17 protein-coding genes are annotated in these 15,406 nt (G+C 61.2%); 15 read left to right on the top strand and 2 right to left on the bottom strand.

Annotation, left to right across the window (positions count from 1 at the left end):
- Positions 1-312: 312 nt before the first annotated feature.
- Positions 313-651, top strand: coding sequence for a PilZ domain-containing protein (locus tag SO139_RS33230; RefSeq protein ID WP_449381605.1), 339 nt, complete (start codon positions 313-315; stop codon positions 649-651).
- A 387-nt stretch (positions 652-1,038) separates the two neighbouring features.
- Here the strand turns inward: SO139_RS33230 and SO139_RS33225 are convergent, their stop codons facing one another.
- Positions 1,039-1,302, bottom strand: a complete 264-nt coding sequence (locus tag SO139_RS33225) for a hypothetical protein (protein WP_449381606.1) — start codon at positions 1,300-1,302, stop codon at positions 1,039-1,041.
- 462 nt (positions 1,303-1,764) lie between these two features.
- Here SO139_RS33225 and SO139_RS33220 point away from each other — a divergent pair, with 462 nt between their 5' ends.
- From SO139_RS33220 to SO139_RS33210, 3 genes are all read left to right on the top strand, one after another.
- Positions 1,765-1,935: a hypothetical protein gene (locus tag SO139_RS33220; RefSeq protein WP_449381607.1), complete on the top strand. Its 171-nt coding sequence runs from the start codon at positions 1,765-1,767 to the stop codon at positions 1,933-1,935.
- Between the two features lie 20 nt (positions 1,936-1,955).
- The gene (locus SO139_RS33215) at positions 1,956-2,315 is read left to right on the top strand and encodes a DUF6616 family protein (protein ID WP_449381608.1); all 360 of its coding nucleotides are present in this window, start codon (positions 1,956-1,958) and stop codon (positions 2,313-2,315) included.
- A 144-nt stretch (positions 2,316-2,459) separates the two neighbouring features.
- On the top strand, positions 2,460-2,777 hold the full coding sequence (locus SO139_RS33210; protein ID WP_449381609.1) for a sensor histidine kinase: 318 nt from the start codon (positions 2,460-2,462) through the stop codon (positions 2,775-2,777).
- A 14-nt stretch (positions 2,778-2,791) separates the two neighbouring features.
- On the opposite strand, the gene SO139_RS33205 is transcribed toward SO139_RS33210, so the two are convergent.
- Positions 2,792-3,304: a winged helix-turn-helix transcriptional regulator gene (locus tag SO139_RS33205; protein ID WP_449381610.1), complete on the bottom strand. Its 513-nt coding sequence runs from the start codon at positions 3,302-3,304 to the stop codon at positions 2,792-2,794.
- Between the two features lie 206 nt (positions 3,305-3,510).
- Here SO139_RS33205 and SO139_RS33200 point away from each other — a divergent pair, with 206 nt between their 5' ends.
- The 11 genes from SO139_RS33200 to SO139_RS33150 all read left to right on the top strand — a co-directional run bounded on the left by SO139_RS33200 (position 3,511) and on the right by SO139_RS33150 (position 15,174).
- Complete coding sequence (locus tag SO139_RS33200) at positions 3,511-4,149, top strand: 2-hydroxychromene-2-carboxylate isomerase (protein WP_449381611.1); 639 nt, start codon at positions 3,511-3,513, stop codon at positions 4,147-4,149.
- A gap of 59 nt (positions 4,150-4,208) precedes the next feature.
- On the top strand, positions 4,209-5,753 hold the full coding sequence (locus tag SO139_RS33195; protein WP_449381612.1) for a class I adenylate-forming enzyme family protein: 1,545 nt from the start codon (positions 4,209-4,211) through the stop codon (positions 5,751-5,753).
- Between the two features lie 54 nt (positions 5,754-5,807).
- Positions 5,808-6,545 (top strand): SDR family oxidoreductase, encoded by a 738-nt coding sequence (locus SO139_RS33190; protein WP_449381613.1) that lies wholly within the window; start codon positions 5,808-5,810, stop codon positions 6,543-6,545.
- An 11-nt stretch (positions 6,546-6,556) separates the two neighbouring features.
- On the top strand, positions 6,557-7,738 hold the full coding sequence (locus tag SO139_RS33185) for an acyl-CoA dehydrogenase family protein (protein ID WP_449381614.1): 1,182 nt from the start codon (positions 6,557-6,559) through the stop codon (positions 7,736-7,738).
- 23 nt (positions 7,739-7,761) lie between these two features.
- Positions 7,762-8,883 (top strand): acyl-CoA dehydrogenase family protein, encoded by a 1,122-nt coding sequence (locus tag SO139_RS33180; RefSeq protein WP_449381615.1) that lies wholly within the window; start codon positions 7,762-7,764, stop codon positions 8,881-8,883.
- Positions 8,884-8,897: 14 nt separating this feature from the next.
- On the top strand, positions 8,898-10,085 hold the full coding sequence (locus SO139_RS33175) for an acetyl-CoA C-acyltransferase (RefSeq protein WP_498541295.1): 1,188 nt from the start codon (positions 8,898-8,900) through the stop codon (positions 10,083-10,085).
- 20 nt (positions 10,086-10,105) lie between these two features.
- On the top strand, positions 10,106-11,116 hold the full coding sequence (locus tag SO139_RS33170; RefSeq protein WP_449381617.1) for an NAD(P)H-dependent flavin oxidoreductase: 1,011 nt from the start codon (positions 10,106-10,108) through the stop codon (positions 11,114-11,116).
- A gap of 53 nt (positions 11,117-11,169) precedes the next feature.
- On the top strand, positions 11,170-12,330 hold the full coding sequence (locus SO139_RS33165) for an iron-containing alcohol dehydrogenase (protein WP_449381624.1): 1,161 nt from the start codon (positions 11,170-11,172) through the stop codon (positions 12,328-12,330).
- A 65-nt stretch (positions 12,331-12,395) separates the two neighbouring features.
- Positions 12,396-13,595 (top strand): ABC transporter substrate-binding protein, encoded by a 1,200-nt coding sequence (locus SO139_RS33160; RefSeq protein ID WP_449381618.1) that lies wholly within the window; start codon positions 12,396-12,398, stop codon positions 13,593-13,595.
- 31 nt (positions 13,596-13,626) lie between these two features.
- On the top strand, positions 13,627-14,433 hold the full coding sequence (locus SO139_RS33155; protein WP_474801465.1) for a glutathione S-transferase family protein: 807 nt from the start codon (positions 13,627-13,629) through the stop codon (positions 14,431-14,433).
- A 39-nt stretch (positions 14,434-14,472) separates the two neighbouring features.
- Entirely contained in the window at positions 14,473-15,174 is a 702-nt protein-coding gene (locus SO139_RS33150; protein WP_449381620.1) for an SDR family NAD(P)-dependent oxidoreductase, read from the top strand.
- Positions 15,175-15,406: the final 232 nt, after the last annotated feature.

The following is a 15,406-nucleotide window of genomic DNA, read 5'->3' as shown; positions in this document are numbered from 1 at the left end:
GTCGGCGTGACGCCGACGATCGAGGGGCAGACGCTCCCTGCGCATTTCGCCCATGGATCTCGTGAAGCCGACCTCCGCTTCGAAACACGAACGTCCGTTTGTAAAGTCGGCGTCTGAATTAACCACGAACTTCGATCCAATTTTAATAAGACAACAATGCTGCTTGTTAGCTTAAATCAACCAGATCAGCTTTGCAGGTGCTGCCGTTTTCCGGGCGTCGGCGGGACCGGGAAACCGACTTCATAAAGCGCGATCGCAATCGCTGCGGTCGCGTCCGATGGGAAGTTGCATTCTCATTTGGAGCATCTGGCCATGATGGAACGTCGCGCACTGAGCCGCATACCGATGAACCGGGCGGCGCTGCTGTCATTCGATGGAATTCGTGGGACTCATCCATGCGTGGTGCGCGATATCAGCGCCTTGGGGGCCTGCATCTCCGCGCCGTACTTCATATTTGCCAACGAATTTGTGCTGTCGTTCGATGGCCATCCCGCAATTTTCATCTGCCGCATTGTGTGGAGAAAGGAGACGCTTTGCGGAGCTGCCTTCCTCCTGCGTCGTCGCTCGCCGAAATTGGCGAACGATTCCGGCGAGTACACAAAAGTGGTGCGACTTGATCGCCAGACCATGCGCCGCGAAAGGCGTCATTAGCTGAGAAGTGGCGGCAAAACTCCTTGCGCGCGCCGCTCGGCATGCTGCCGCCAAGCCGGAGGTCGCGCGCGGACGTAACATTGCCCGCGCCTAGACGTGGGCACCTTCGCCTATTCTGGGCATCTTCGGCGGCGACGATCACCCTCATGCTGGCGGCGGCCACGCTATCCGCTCCTGCGGCTGGTTTCGAGCAGTGCACGACCGGCGCGCTGAAGACGTTAGGAGTCTGCGGCGCCGGCAAGCCGCGACCACGGCAAGCGGCCAGCTTGGATCGGGTGAAAGGACCGTCCTACTGTGACGACCCCCGCGGCCGATATCGCCTACGGCAACGTATTTGAGCCATGTCGCCGCACCGTGTCGGATTCGCATGGGCCTCTCGGCCGTTTATTAGCCGCAGACCCGCACGCGGTGCTCCCGCCAGCCATGCCCGTCCCAGAAGCGTTGGGTCTTCCAGTAGCAAGGAGGCATTGGTTCGCCAACCGGGGCATCGACATAGCCCGACCAGTACGGATAGCCGCCGGGGCCGGGATAAGTGCGCGGATACGGATTGCCGCCGGGTCCGTAATCATAGCGCGGACCAGCAAACGCGGGCGAGGCTGCGGAGACGGCCAAAGTCGCGGCCGCAGCGAGAGCCAATAACGTTTTCCTCATGGTGTATCCTTTCCAGTTCGGCGGCGGCAGGAGGGACGCACGCCGGTCACTGCAATGAACTCACGATTCCAGGCCACGGCAAGATGCCATTGACGCCACCGACCAATATTGCTGGCTCGGGGATTAGGTCATCAGGCAGGCAGCGCCGCCACGAGTACGTCCCTCTTGGTCGCCCCCGGGAAGCCGGGATCGAATGCGAGCAGGTACCAGTTAGTGACACTTGTCTTCTCACCGCGGCGCGGCGACGCTCCCGTTGCCACGGACCACAAACATCCGGGATGCGGCTTACCTCATTAGCCCCAACAGCGTCGCGAGAGCAGACATTGCGGGACCGCCGGCGCGATCCCGACCGACGCCAGGTATGTGATCGACCGAAATCGTGCGACCGGCGGTGGCATGACTGCGGGAGTTGATTTCGGTCTTGCCATAGTCGGCCACCTCGCGGGAGAGCCCGTCGGTCGAGTGGCAGAGCTGTCCTTCGAGTATGCGCCGCAACCCCCTTTCGGAACCGGGCGAACTGAACTGGCCGATCCCGCGACATTGGCCAAAACGACCGACGCGCTGAAGTATCTGATGCCGGTCGAGCAGCTGGAGGGCGTGAGAGCCCGCCGCTCGGCCATGGGAAAACTCTAACCGGCCCACGCTCTCGTAAGGTGTCATCATGCAGCAGGGTTTTCGTCGAGCTCTACAACTACGCTCCCGCATGGAGCAAATGCTCCGAAACCGAGCGAACCGAATTCGTCAACAAGGTCATCGAGGCCGTAAACGGATTGAAATCTGCCGGCGTCGACGTCATCGCCTACGGCAAGAACGCGCCTGAGACCGATCGCCGCGCGCCGTGCGACTTCTTTTGCGTCTATCGCGTGCCGAGCGTCGAATTTCAGCGCGAGTTCGAGCGTCAGATCACCGCGTCTGGTTGGTACAACTACTTCGAGCAAGTGAACATTGGCGGATCTGCGGAAGATTATTCGGCTGTCCTGCTCGGTAATGCCAGGATGGTTCATCCTGACTGAACACACAAGGCTTCACCGATCGCCGAGCCTGACAGAGAGCGACGGTAGTTTTGCAGGTCGTCCGACGCCGGTCATGGGTGGCCATGCGGTGGCCCACACGATCCGATTGGTCTCGTTGCCCGGTAGCGGATTCAGAGCGATAGGTTGCTCTTCGGTGCGATCCTGCGAAATCTGGTGCGTAACTTGGTCAAGTACACTCACCCTGGCGGTCGCGTTCTCGTTGATGCCGTGCTGCCGGCAAGAACGTCCTCATCGAAGTCTATGACGCCGCTATCGGCATATCCCGGCGACGAGATTCCGCAAGTCTTTGATTTGTTCGCTTGCACGGACTTCTCGAGCGGTAGCGATGGGGTAGGCCTCTACATTGTGCGACAAGCCGCTGGGATGCTCGGGCATCACCTGGAGATCACGTCCACACCATTGCAGGGGTCGCGATTTTGCATTGTTGCAGAGAGGGCCTGATGTTTATTAGTGACCTAACCAGATCGAACGGTTCTCCTGGAGCCTGTTAGCGTGTTCGCACGTACCGGCGACGATTGTCGCGCGCCGGGGCCAGGATGCACGTGAACTGCCTTGGCCGTGAGCGGCTCACCGCATTCCGAACAGACCATGACTGGGTCGAACAACTTTCCGCAGTTCTTGTGCTCATGCAGCATCGGCCTCCCGCGCGCGTCGACCATGTGGATGTTGCCCCAGTGCACGATGGACATGATGATCGGATAAAGGTCGAGACCCTTCTGCGTCAGGATGTATTCGTAGCGCTTTGGCGAGTCCTGGTAGGGAATCCGGCGAAGCACGCCGAAGCGCACCAGCTTCTTCAGCCGATCGGCGAGAAGATGCCGGGTAACTCCCAGCGACGCCTGAAATTCATCGAACCTGCGGATGCGCAGAAAGCATTCGCGCAGGATGAGCAGGCTCCAGCGGTCGCCGATCACGGCCACTGTGCGGGCGAGCGAACAAGGCTCCTCCTCGAGAGCGTCCCATTTCATTCGCGTCTCCAGCAATTCGCCACAGCATTTCAAAATAAATTCTAAATTAGAACGGACATGATTTCAATACGATACCTCACTAACCGCTACAAACCTTAGATCATATGATGAGTATCATATTGACAGTTCTAAAATAGAACGTAGCATCTCGATGCGATTAACGGGGCGGTCTGCGGGGGCTGCCAGTCGAAAAGGAAAGGCGTGCCATGGCTGTTCCGCTTAAGGTCGAGTTTCATTTCGATTTCGGTAGTCCCAACGCTTATCTCGCCGAACTGGTGCTGCCGGAGATCGAGCGGCGGATCGGCGTGAAGTTCGACTACGTTCCCGTGCTCCTCGGTGGCGTCTACAAGGCGACTGGCAATATGTCGCCAGCCGAGTCCCTGCACGGCATCAAGAACAAGCCCGGATACAACGCGCTGGAAACTGAGCGCTTTCTACGGCGCCACAACATCACGAAATTCAAGTCGAACCCGTTCTTCCCGGTGAACACGCTAACGCTGATGCGCGGCGTCGTTGCGGCCCAGTTCGAGGGAATGTTCGAGCCCTATTTCCGCGCCGCCTATCACCACATGTGGGTCGAGCCCAAGAAGATGGACGATCCGCAGGTCTTCCGCGAGGCGTTCCTGTCCTCTGGACTCGATATCGATCGCATTGCGGTGCGCGCACAGCAGGACGACGTCAAGAAGAAGCTGATCGAGAACACCAGTGATGCCGTGGCTCGCGGCTCGTTCGGATCGCCGACCTTTTACGTCGGGAGCGAGATTTTCTTTGGCAAGGACAAATTGCGCGAGGTGGAGGACGAGATCGTCGCGCAACTAGCCACGGAGCGGCGCAAGACCGCCTGATCCGGACCGGAAGCAAGAAAGAATAGGGCCCAAAGGGCCATTGCAGGGAGGTTTCAGTGGTGGCTTCGACGCAGACGGTGGCAGAACATCTTGAAGGCTTGCCAAACCGGATCCACGGGGTGATCGACCGGCATGTCGACTTGACCCCGGATCGTCTTGCCTTGATCGATGACAAGGCAAGCTTGACCTATCGCGAGCTGGATCGGAGCGTGGGCGGCGTCGCGAGGGCGTTGCGGGCGCTGGGAATCCGCGCCGGCGACCGCATGATGATCGTCAGCGAAAACTCCATTCCGCTCGCCTGTCTGCTGCTCGCCGCAAGCCGGCTTGATGCATGGGCGATCGTCGTCAATCCGCGGCTGTCGCCACGCGAGATTGACCAGATCAAGGATCACAGTGGCGCTCGTCGGGCTTTCTTTACCACCGATGTTTCGCAGGAAGCATCCGACCACGCCACGCGGTATGGCGCGAGCATACAGGATGTCGGCCCGCTCGAGGGCATCGGCGTGACCGCGCTGAATGAGACGACCGCGCCAGAGCCGGTCGAGACCGAAGGCTCGCACCAGGTTGCGGTCCTCATCTACACATCGGGGACCACGGGCACGCCCAAGGGCGTGATGCTAACTCACCGCAATCTCCTGTTCAGCGCAAAGGGCACTGCCAATTGGCGGAAGATGACGTCGGCCGATGTGCAATATTGTGTACTGCCGATCTCGCACATCGTTGGCATTTCGTTGCTCACCATGACTTTGATGGTTGGCGGCACCGTGCGCCTGGTCGCAAAGTACGATCCGGCCGCCCTCGCGAAAGCGATGGCGGAGGAGGGTATTACCATCCTCAATGGCGTGCCGGCGACTTACCAGCGGCTGGTTGAATACCGGCGCAACGCAGGCTTGCCGAAGTTCAATCGTGGTGCGCTTCGCCTGATTGCAGTGGCGGGAGCGCCGCTCGATCTGGATCTCAAATCTCGTGTCGAGCAGGAACTCGGCCTGCCGCTCCTTAACGGCTACGGCATTACCGAGTGCTCGCCGGGCATCTCCGGCGTCCGATTCGATAACCCGAGGGCCGACCACGCCGTAGGAACGGTTCTCCCAGGCCTTGAGGCAAAGCTCGTCGCTCGGAACGGCAAGACCGTTGCCAACGCTGAGGTCGGTGAGCTCCATGTTCGTGGCCCGAATGTGATGCGTGGCTACTACCGCGCTCCCGACTTGACCGCGAAGGCGATCGATGCCGACGGTTGGTTCAACACCGGCGACCTAGCGCGCTTCGAGGGCGACTGCCTCTTCATCGTTGGCAGGACCAAGGAGATGATCATCCGCTCCGGATTTAACGTCTATCCGGCTGAGATAGAAGCAGTGTTGAGTACGCACGATGCGGTGGTGCAGTGCGCCGTGGTCGGACGGCCAGTCGAGGGCAATGAAGAGATCGTGGCCTTTGTGCAGCTGATCAAGGGCTCGACCGTCACGGTACAGGATCTGATGGCCCATGTTGCTCCGCAACTGACCTCGTACAAGCGCCCGTCCGAGATTATCCTGATGGACGCGCTGCCCGCGACATCAACGGGCAAGCTATTGAAGCACAAGCTCGCGGAATCGCTGCGCAGCTGAGGCTGACGCGCCGTCCGCAGAACAACTCACTCAAGCAAGAGACCGGAGAACACCATGCAAAAGAGAAACAAGACGGTTGCCGTCATTGGTGCCGGTGATTTCATCGGCGGCGAGATCGCCAAGAAGTTCGCCTCCGAGGGCTTCACCATCTTCGCCGGTCGCCGCAACGGCGATAAGCTTGCGCCACTCGTCAAGGAGATCGAAGCCGCCGGCGGCGAAATCCATGCCCGCTCGCTCGATGCGCGCAAGGAGGAGGAAATCACTGCCTTCCTCAACGACGCCGACAAGCATGCGCCGCTGGAAGTTTGCATCTTCAACATTGGCGCCAACGTAAATTTCCCGATCCTGGAGACTACCGAGCGCGTGTTCCGCAAGGTCTGGGAAATGGCGTGCTACTCCGGCTTCCTGGCCGGGCGTGAGGCGGCGCGGCTGATGACGGCGCGCGGTGCGGGCAACATTTTCTTCACCGGCGCGACCGCGTCGTTGCGCGGCGGCAGCGGCTTTGCCGCCTTCGCCGGCGCCAAGTTTGGCTTGCGCGCCGTGGCGCAGGCGATGGCGCGCGAGCTCGGACCGAAGAACATCCACGTCGCGCATCTCATCATCGACTCCGGTGTCGATACCGAATGGGTGCGGCAGCGCCGCATCGAGGCGCTCGGTCCCAATGCGCTCGACAACCCCGACCTCCTGATGCCGCCGTCGTCGGTCGCGGCGTCCTACTGGCAGCTCTATCAGCAGCCGAAGAGCGCCTGGACGTTTGAGCTGGAAATCAGACCCTTTGGCGAGAAGTGGTAGGAGTAGGTCCGATGGAGCTCGCATTGTCACCGGAGGATGCCGCCTTCCGCGACGAGGTGCGCGCCTTCATCGCCGGGAATTATCCGGCGGAGATGCGCGTTCCGAATCCGGAGACCGATCTTTCCAAGGAGCAGATGCTCCTCTGGCATCGCATCCTGCACAAGAAGGGCTGGATCGCGCCGCTCTGGCCGAAGGAATATGGCGGGCCCGGCTGGTCGATCACGCGCCGCTTCATCTTCGAGCAGGAGACCACGCGCGCCGGCACGATGCCGCCGTTGGCGTTCAGCGTCACTATGGTTGGCCCGGTCATCTATACGTTCGGCAACGAAGCGCAGAAGAAGAAGTTTCTGCCGCGCATCCTGTCCGGTGAGGACTGGTGGTGCCAGGGCTATTCCGAGCCGGGCTCCGGCTCCGATCTTGCCACGGTCCGCACCAAGGCCGTACGTGACGGTGACCACTACATCGTCAACGGCCACAAGACCTGGACCACGCTGGCCCAGCACGCCGACTGGATCTTTTGCCTGGTGCGGACCGATCCTGCCGCCAAACCGCAGTCCGGCATCTCGTTCCTGCTGATCGACATGAAGTCGCCCGGTGTTACGGTCCGGCCGATCATCACCATCGACGGCTCCCACGAGGTCAACGATGTCTTCCTGGAAGACGTTCGCGTTCCCGTAGAGAACCTCATTGGCGAGGAGAACAAGGGCTGGAGCTACGCGAAATTCCTGCTCGGCAATGAACGCACCAGCATGGCCGGGATCGGCCGCTCGACGCGCTACATCGAGCGGCTGAAGCGGATCGTGAAGGCCGAGATATGGGAGGAGGATCCGGCCCATCTCGAATTCATCAGGGATATCGCCCGCGTTGAGGTCGACGTGCTGGCGCTGGAAGCGACCGAGTTGCGGGTCGTGGCGCAGATGGCGCGCGGGATCGATCCGGGGCCGGCGGCCTCGCTGTTCAAGATCCGCGGCACCGAGATCTTTCAGAACATCACCGAGCTGACTCACCGTGCCACCGGCAATTATGGTCTGGCGATCCGAGAGCATCCGGTCAGCGCGAACCATTTCATGCCTGGGCCGGACTATGGACACACCGCGTCGGAAAAGTACCTGAACTCGCGAAAGCTCAGCATCTACGGCGGGTCGAACGAGATCCAGCGCAACATCATCGCCAAGGCAGTGCTCGGTCTCTAGCAACAGCGCCACAAGAGGATCGGATGGATATCCAGTTCACGGAAGAGCAGGAATTATTGCGATCGAGCGTCCAGCGTCTGCTGCGCGACCAGTATGATTTTGACGCGCGTCGCAAGATCGTCGCAAGCGAAGAAGGCGCTAGCCGCGAACAATGGGCTGACTTCGCCGAACTCGGTCTGTTCGCGGCGCCGTTCTCCGAGGACGTCGGCGGTCTCGGTGGTGGACCGCTGTCGACCATGATCATCATGCAGGAGTTCGGCCGCCACCTCGTGGTCGAGCCGTTCGTTGAAACGGTCGTGCTTGCCGGCGGCCTGATCGAGCAGGCGGGATCCGACACGCAGAAGAAGGGCTTTATCCCCGACATCATCGCGGGGAAGAAGATCTGGGCTCTGGCCTGGGCCGAAAAGGGCTCGCGCTTCGATCTGGCGACGGTGACGACTACCGCGCGCCACGACGACGGCGACTACGTCTTGAGTGGCGAGAAGACAGCTGTGATCGCCGCACCCTGGGCGGATTATCTCATCGTCTCTGCCCGGATCTCAGGTGACCGCGGCGGCGTCAGCCTGTTCGTCGTCGATCGGCGCGCGGCCAACCTGCATCTGCAGAGTTTCAAGACCATCGACGGACGCCGCGCCGCTGAGGTCAGTTTGAACAATGTCCGCGGTCAGCTGCTTGGCAAGGAAGGCGAAGGTGTCGCTGCGCTGGAAGCCTGCCGTGATCGGGCGATCGGCGCGCTCTGTGCCGAAGCCGTCGGCGCGATCGGGGAGCTGAACTCGGCCACGCTGGAATATTCAAAGACGAGAAAGCAGTTCGGAACGGCGATCGGCTCGTTTCAGGTGCTGCAGCACCGGATGGTCGACATGTTTGTCGCGCATCAGGAGGCGCTCTCCCTGATGCAGCATCTCAATCTCAGCCTCCACGCGGGCGAGACTGGCGTCTCGCGACTGGCGTCAGGCGCAAAATCGAAAATCGGTTATGCCGGCAGGTTCGTCGCCGACCAGGCGGTGCAGCTGCATGGTGGCATGGGCATGACCGACGAGCTCAATGTCGGGCACTACTTCAAGCGCATTTCCGCGATCAACATCCAGTTCGGCGATCCCGCATATCACTTGCTGCGCTACGCGCGGCTCGAAAAAGCGGCCTAAGCAGAGACGCAAGCATGACAACTGATGCAGTTATCGTTTCTACCGCGCGTACCGGTGTCGGCAAGGCCTATCGCGGCGCGCTCAACAATACCGACGGTCCGACCCTGGCCGGCCATGTGATGGCCGAGGCCGTGAAACGTGCCGGTATCGCGCCCGGCGAGGTCGAGGACGTGGTGATGGGCTGTGCCATGCAGCAGGGCACCATGGTGATGAACGTCGCGCGCAAGGGCGCGATCCGTGCCGGTCTCCCCGTCACGGTTGCCGGTACCACAATTGATCGCCAGTGCGCCTCTGGCCTGCAGGCGATCGCGGTCGCTGCGCGCTCGGTGATGCTCGACGGCGTCGAGATCGCGATCGGCGGCGGCATCGAGTCGATCAGTCTGGTGCAGAACGACCACATGAACAGGTTCCATGCCGTCGACGAAGAGCTGATGGCGATGAAGCCGGAAATGTACATGTCGATGCTGGAGACCGCGGAGGTCGTCGCCGAGCGCTACAGGATTGGCCGCGATAAGCAGGACGAATACAGCCTCGAATGCCAGCGCCGCGTCGGTGCCGCCCTGCAGGGGGGCCGCTTCAACGACGAGATCGTGCCGATCACGACCAGGATGGCCGTGATCGACAAGGACACCAAGGAGGTCAGCTACCAGCAGGTGACGCTGACCAAAGACGAAGGACCGCGCCCCGATACGACCGCCGAGGGCCTCGCCAAGATCAAGCCGGTGTTCGAGGGCAAGACGATAAGCGCCGGCAATGCCAGCCAGCTTTCGGACGGCGCCTCGGCTTGCGTGATCATGAGCGACAAGATCGCTGCCAGGAAGGGCCTGAAGCCGCTTGGCATCTTCCGCGGCTTCGTCGCCGCCGGCGTCGAGCCGGACGAGATGGGCGTCGGCCCGGTCGCTGCGATCCCGCGGCTGTTGAAGCGCCACAATCTGAAGATCGACGACATCGATCTCTGGGAGCTCAATGAGGCCTATGCGGTGCAGGTGATCTATTGCCGCGACAAGCTCGGCATCGATCCGGACAAGCTCAACGTCAATGGCGGCTCGATCGCGATCGGCCATCCCTACGGCATGACCGGTTCGCGGCTCACGGGGCACCTCCTGATCGAGGGCCGTAGGCGCAAGGCGAAATACGGCGTGGTGACCATGTGCATCGGCGGTGGCATGGGCGCGGCCGGTATGTTCGAAGTCGTCCACTGATTCAAAAGCGGAGATCACACGTGAAGACGGCAATCACTGAACTATTCGGCATCCAGCATCCGATCATCCAGGGTGGCATGCATTATGTCGGCTTTGCCGAGCTTGCGGCAGCCGTCTCCAACGCCGGCGGTCTCGGCATCATCACCGGCCTGACACAGAGAACCCCGGAACGGCTGGCGAAGGAAATCGCGCGTTGCCGCGACATGACCGACAAGCCCTTCGGCGTGAACCTGACCTTCCTGCCGAGCTTCATCGCGCCTCCCTATCCAGAATACATCGCCGCCATCAAGGAAGGTGGCGTCAAGGCTGTCGAGACCGCTGGCCGCAGCCCCGAGCAGTACATGCCGGCGCTGAAGGCGGCCGGGATCAAGGTGATCCACAAATGCACTTCGGTGCGACATTCGCTTAAGGCTGAGAAGATCGGTTGCGATGCGGTGAGCGTTGACGGGTTCGAGTGCGGCGGCCACCCTGGCGAGGACGACATCCCGAATATGATCCTGCTGCCGCGCGCGGCGGACGAATTGAAGATCCCGTTTGTGGCCTCGGGCGGCATGGCGGATGCTCGGAGCCTCGTGGCAGCGCTGTCGATGGGCGCGGCCGGAATGAACATGGGAACCCGCTTCGTCGCTACCAAGGAAGCGCCGGTCCACGACAACGTCAAGCACGCGTTGGTCAAGGCAACCGAGCTCGACACGGTGCTGGTGATGCGCGCGCTGCGCAATACCGAGCGTGTGCTCAAGAACAAGGGCGTCGATCAACTGCTCGAAGTCGAGCGTGAAAAGGGCGCAAGCCTGAAGATCGACGACATCCACGAGCAGGTGGCCGGAGTCTACCCCAAGGTCATGGTGAACGGCGAAATGGACGCGGGTGCCTGGAGCTGCGGGATGGTGGTCGGCCTGATCAAGGACATTCCGACCGTGAAGGAGCTGATCGATCGTATCATGAGTGAGGCCGAGCAGATCATACGTCAGCGCCTCACCGGCTTTCTTGACGGGACTATCGACGACGCACCGGCGCGCGCCGTCGCCTGACGGCCCGGCGCCACGCGGGAATGTCGAACAACAACATCGATGGGAGCGAAGGCATGCTGGTCACGGGCAGTTATCAATACCCGACGATGGAATCGGTGATCTACGGCAAGCCTGCGGCCGAGGCGCTGCGTGAGGAAGCGGAGCGGCTTGGCGCCAGGCGTGTCTACCTGATCGTCAGCCGCACCCTGAACAGCAAGACCGAAGAGATTGAGAAGATCCGCAAAGGCCTGGGCGAACGCCATGCCGAGACGTTCGATGGGGTCCCGCAGCACACGACACGCGAAGCGGTGGTGCAGATCGCGAGGCGAGCGGCGGAGGCGAAGACTGACCTAGTCGTCGCCATCGGCGGCGGCTCGGCGGTCGACGCGGCGAAGATCGTGCTGATGTGCATGGAGCACGAGATCTTCGAGCAGGACGGGCTTGACGGCTTCGAAACCACGCCGGAGCGACGCTTCGGTCAGTTCCGCACCCCCAAGGTGCGCATGATTGCCATCCCCAGCACGCTGTCCGGCGGCGAATACAATTCCGGCACGCTGGTCACCGATGCCCGCCGCAAGCTGAAGCAGATCTTCAACCACCCCATGATGATGCCGCGCAGTATCATTCTCGATCCCGCCATCACCAAATATACGCCGGAAAAACTCTGGCTTGGTTCCGGCACACGAGCCATGGATCACGGCATCGAGGCGATCTGTTCGAGTCGTCCCAATATACTCGTCGACGCCGTGTGTCAGCAGGGACTGCGCTATCTGCATGATGGTCTCGGGCGCACCAGGAGCAATCCGAACGACGAAGCGGCACGGCTGAGCTGTCAGTTGGGCTCGTGGCTGTCGGCCTTCGGGTTGCAGGCGAGGGTGCCGATGGGGGCGAGCCACGCCATCGGTCATGTGCTCGGCGGCACCTGCGACGTGCCGCATTATTTCTGCACAGCCGTGATGATGCCGAGCGTGTTGCGCTACAACCGCCCGGCCACGGAAGCCGCTCAGAAGGCGGTCGCAGCCGCACTCGGGAGGCCCGAGCGTGATGCCAGCGAGGCCTTCGCGGAATTTATCGCGGAGCTCGGCCTTCCCCGGACGCTCGCCGAGGTCGGCGTTACCGAGGATCGCTTCGAGCTGATCGGCAAGAACGCCATGCTCTCGATCTTTACGCGGGCGAACCCGCAGCCGATCCGCGAGCCCGGCGACGTCATCAAGATACTCAAATTGGCCGCCTGAGCCGATCGAGGAACAAGCGTCGGACCTGCGGAAGGCGAGACGCGTCAACATTGGAGGAATGCGCGATGTTTAGGAGCATCCGGCTGGGCTGCGCAATCTTGCTTGCTATGTCAATCTCGTGCTGGGCAGGTGACACGCCCGGTGTCACGGCGACGCAAATCAAGATCGGCGGGATATTTCCCCTGAGTGGGCCGGCTTCCTCGATCGGCCAGACCGGACAGGGCGTGCGGGCCTATGTGCAATCGGTCAACGATCGCGGAGGGATTAACGGACGCAAAATCGAATATCTCATGCTCGATGATGCTTATAGCCCGCCGAAGGCATTTGAGCACGCGCGCAGGCTGGTGGAGAGCGACGATGTCGCCTTTATGTTCAGCCAGCTCGGCACGGCGGGCAATTCCGCCGTGGCAAAATACCTCGCCGCGAAACGGGTGCCGACGATCGCGATCGTGACCGGCGCCAGCAAATTCACCAGCGTCAAGGACTACCCGCTGACGACCACGGGACTTGTCAGCTATGACACCGAGGGAAAGATCTACGCAAGATATCTGCAGCGCACCTTGCCCACGGCGAAATACGCGATTCTGTTCCAGAACGACGATCTGGGTCGTGACTATGTGAATGCCTTCAAAACGGTGCTAGGCGCTGATTTCGACAAGCGCGTGGTGACCGCCAGTTACGAGGTGACGGAACCAACGGTCGACTCGCAGGTGGTCACACTCAAGAGTTCGGGTGCACAGGCGCTGTTCATCGCAGGTACACCGAAATTCGCTGCTCAGGCCATCCGCCGCGCCGCCGAGAGCGGCTGGAAGCCGACAATCTTCATCAACTTCCCCTCATCGACAATCGCGGGCACGCTGAAGCCGGCGGGATTGGAAAACGCGATCGGCGTGATCGTGGGAACGCCGAACAAGGACCCCAGCGATCAGAAGTGGGCGGATGACGAGGGCGTCAAGGTCTATCGTGACTTCTTCGAACGATATCTGGCCGGCTCGGATATCACCAACACCAGCTATCTGACCGGGTATCAGCAGGGCATGGTGCTGGAGCAGATTCTCAAGCAATGCGGCGACGACCTTTCGCGCGAAAACATCATCAAACAGGCGAAGTCGCTGAAGAACCTCGTGCTGCCGACCGCGCTGCCCGGAATTCACATCAACACCAGCGCCAGCAACAACATGATCTGGACGCAACTGCAGCTTCAGCGATGGACCGGCACGGGCTGGGAGCAGTTCGGTGAAATTCTCGACGGGAGCTCGGAGTAGGCGACCCCACGTTCATCAGGAGCGATCCACGATGGCTGATTTGCGAATATTCTCTTATCTACCGAACCCGCGTGTCTGGAAGGCAACCATCGCCGCCCGGTTCTGCGCCGTGGACGTCGAGGTCAGGGGAGCATCGGCCAAGGAGTTGAGGGAATGGCTATGGGATTATGATGCGCGTCCCCTGGCTGACAACGAGCGTCAATCCTTGTCATCCCTTGCGCGTATCGGCCGGGTCGGGCTGACCGGTGCGCAGCTCTTCAAGACCGATGCGTTCCTTGAAGCACAGCCGTTCGGTAACGTGCCGACAGCTTTCGGGCCCGGCGGAAAGACCGGCATCTTCGAGTCGAACAGCATCATGCGAGCGGTGGCGCGGCTGGGTGAGGCGGCGTTCCCGCTCTATGGGCGTGATGCTTACGAAGCGTCCAGGATCGACAGCTTTCTGGATGTCAGCCTCGTCTTTGCGAGAGATGCGCAGATCTATCTGCTCGCGCTTTCGGGCGGCACGGTCGATGCGGCGATACATGCGCGCGCCAAGGAGGCCTTCGCCATCTATGCCTCGGGACTGGAACAGGCGTTGTCTCCGCGACGGGATACGCTGGTGGGAAATGGCATCACCTTGGCGGACATTTGCTTTGCCGCCGAGTTTGCATTGTTCATGAACGAGCATGCCCGGGCCAGGCAATTGAGCGAGCATGGGCTCGACAGGATCCTGCATCAGGGGGTCGAAAGCGACTATCCGCTGGCGTTCGCGCACTTCGCCCGGCTGATTGATCACGAGCACTTCAGGCCGGACCTCAAACCGTATGTCGAAAGATTGGTCTCAAAGGCGGCCCCCTGAAGGTAATAGCCGCCCGCTCCAACCAGGAGGTTTAATCGCATGATCGCGCCCGTTTGCCTGATAACGGGCGTTGGACCCGGCACGGGTTCGGCGCTCGCCAGACGATTTGCCGAGGGCGGCTACCGCGTGGCGCTTCTCGCCAGGAACGAGGAACGTCTTGCCGCACTCGAGAGCGAGCTGCCGAACGCGCGTGGCTATCGATGCGACGTGTCCGATCCGGCGCAGATCGAAATGGTCGCGAGCTCCGTCGAGCGCGAGCTGGGTCAGCCCGGCGTCGTCATCCACAATGCCGTTGGCGGAGCTTTTGGTACGTTTCGCGAGATTGATCCGCAGATTCTCAACCGAAACTTCCAGATCAATACGATGGGACTCTTGTATCTCGCGAGGCGCTTTGCGCCGGCGATGGTCAGCTCGGGCAAGGGCGCCATTGTTGCCACCGGCAATACGTCAGCCCTGCGGGGCAAGCCCGCTTTCGCCGGCTTTGCACCGACCAAGGCGGCGCAGCGGATCCTGGCCGAATCGATGGCGCGCGAGCTCGGGCCGCAAGGCGTACATGTCGCCTATGTCATCATTGATGCGGTTATCGATTTGGAATGGACTAGGAAACGCTACCCGGCGAGTCCGGAAGACTTTTTCATTAAGCCGCAGGCGATTGCAACGGAGATCTGGCACGTTGTTCATCAGGATCGCAGCGCGTGGTCATTCAATGTCGAGTTGCGGCCCTTCGGAGAAAACTGGTAGCCGCAGCCTGGAATGTGGTCCCGGACATGTGTCGACAGGCTCCTTGAGTTGCCTCGTGCAGCCAAGAGTTGGCCCGGAAACGGGAGATTTGCTCGTTAGTCGTCAATGTCTCGATCCCTGCCGCCACGTTGTGGCAGTCGCAGCGCGTCTGAGCACACTCCATTCAGGAGAGGCTTAGGCGGCTTTCAATCGCCCGCCCGGCACAAAGGCGGTCCGGCTCAAAGAAACGCAC

This window comes from Bradyrhizobium sp. UFLA05-89, from assembly GCF_059803475.1.
This window is presented reverse-complemented; position numbering and strand designations above follow the sequence as displayed.

Excerpts from the sequence above, each read along its gene's own strand:
- SO139_RS33225 (WP_449381606.1), bottom strand. The coding sequence starts at position 1,302 with ATGAGGAAAACGTTATTGGCTCTCGCTGCGGCCGCGACTTTGGCCGTC.
- SO139_RS33155 (WP_474801465.1), top strand. The coding sequence starts at position 13,627 with ATGGCTGATTTGCGAATATTCTCTTATCTACCGAACCCGCGTGTCTGG.
- SO139_RS33190 (WP_449381613.1), top strand. The coding sequence starts at position 5,808 with ATGCAAAAGAGAAACAAGACGGTTGCCGTCATTGGTGCCGGTGATTTC.
- SO139_RS33180 (WP_449381615.1), top strand. The coding sequence starts at position 7,762 with ATGGATATCCAGTTCACGGAAGAGCAGGAATTATTGCGATCGAGCGTC.
- SO139_RS33200 (WP_449381611.1), top strand. The coding sequence starts at position 3,511 with ATGGCTGTTCCGCTTAAGGTCGAGTTTCATTTCGATTTCGGTAGTCCC.
- SO139_RS33165 (WP_449381624.1), top strand. The coding sequence starts at position 11,170 with ATGCTGGTCACGGGCAGTTATCAATACCCGACGATGGAATCGGTGATC.
- SO139_RS33185 (WP_449381614.1), top strand. The coding sequence starts at position 6,557 with ATGGAGCTCGCATTGTCACCGGAGGATGCCGCCTTCCGCGACGAGGTG.
- SO139_RS33205 (WP_449381610.1), bottom strand. The coding sequence starts at position 3,304 with ATGAAATGGGACGCTCTCGAGGAGGAGCCTTGTTCGCTCGCCCGCACA.
- SO139_RS33230 (WP_449381605.1), top strand. The coding sequence starts at position 313 with ATGATGGAACGTCGCGCACTGAGCCGCATACCGATGAACCGGGCGGCG.
- SO139_RS33150 (WP_449381620.1), top strand. The coding sequence starts at position 14,473 with ATGATCGCGCCCGTTTGCCTGATAACGGGCGTTGGACCCGGCACGGGT.
- SO139_RS33160 (WP_449381618.1), top strand. The coding sequence starts at position 12,396 with ATGTTTAGGAGCATCCGGCTGGGCTGCGCAATCTTGCTTGCTATGTCA.
- SO139_RS33175 (WP_498541295.1), top strand. The coding sequence starts at position 8,898 with ATGACAACTGATGCAGTTATCGTTTCTACCGCGCGTACCGGTGTCGGC.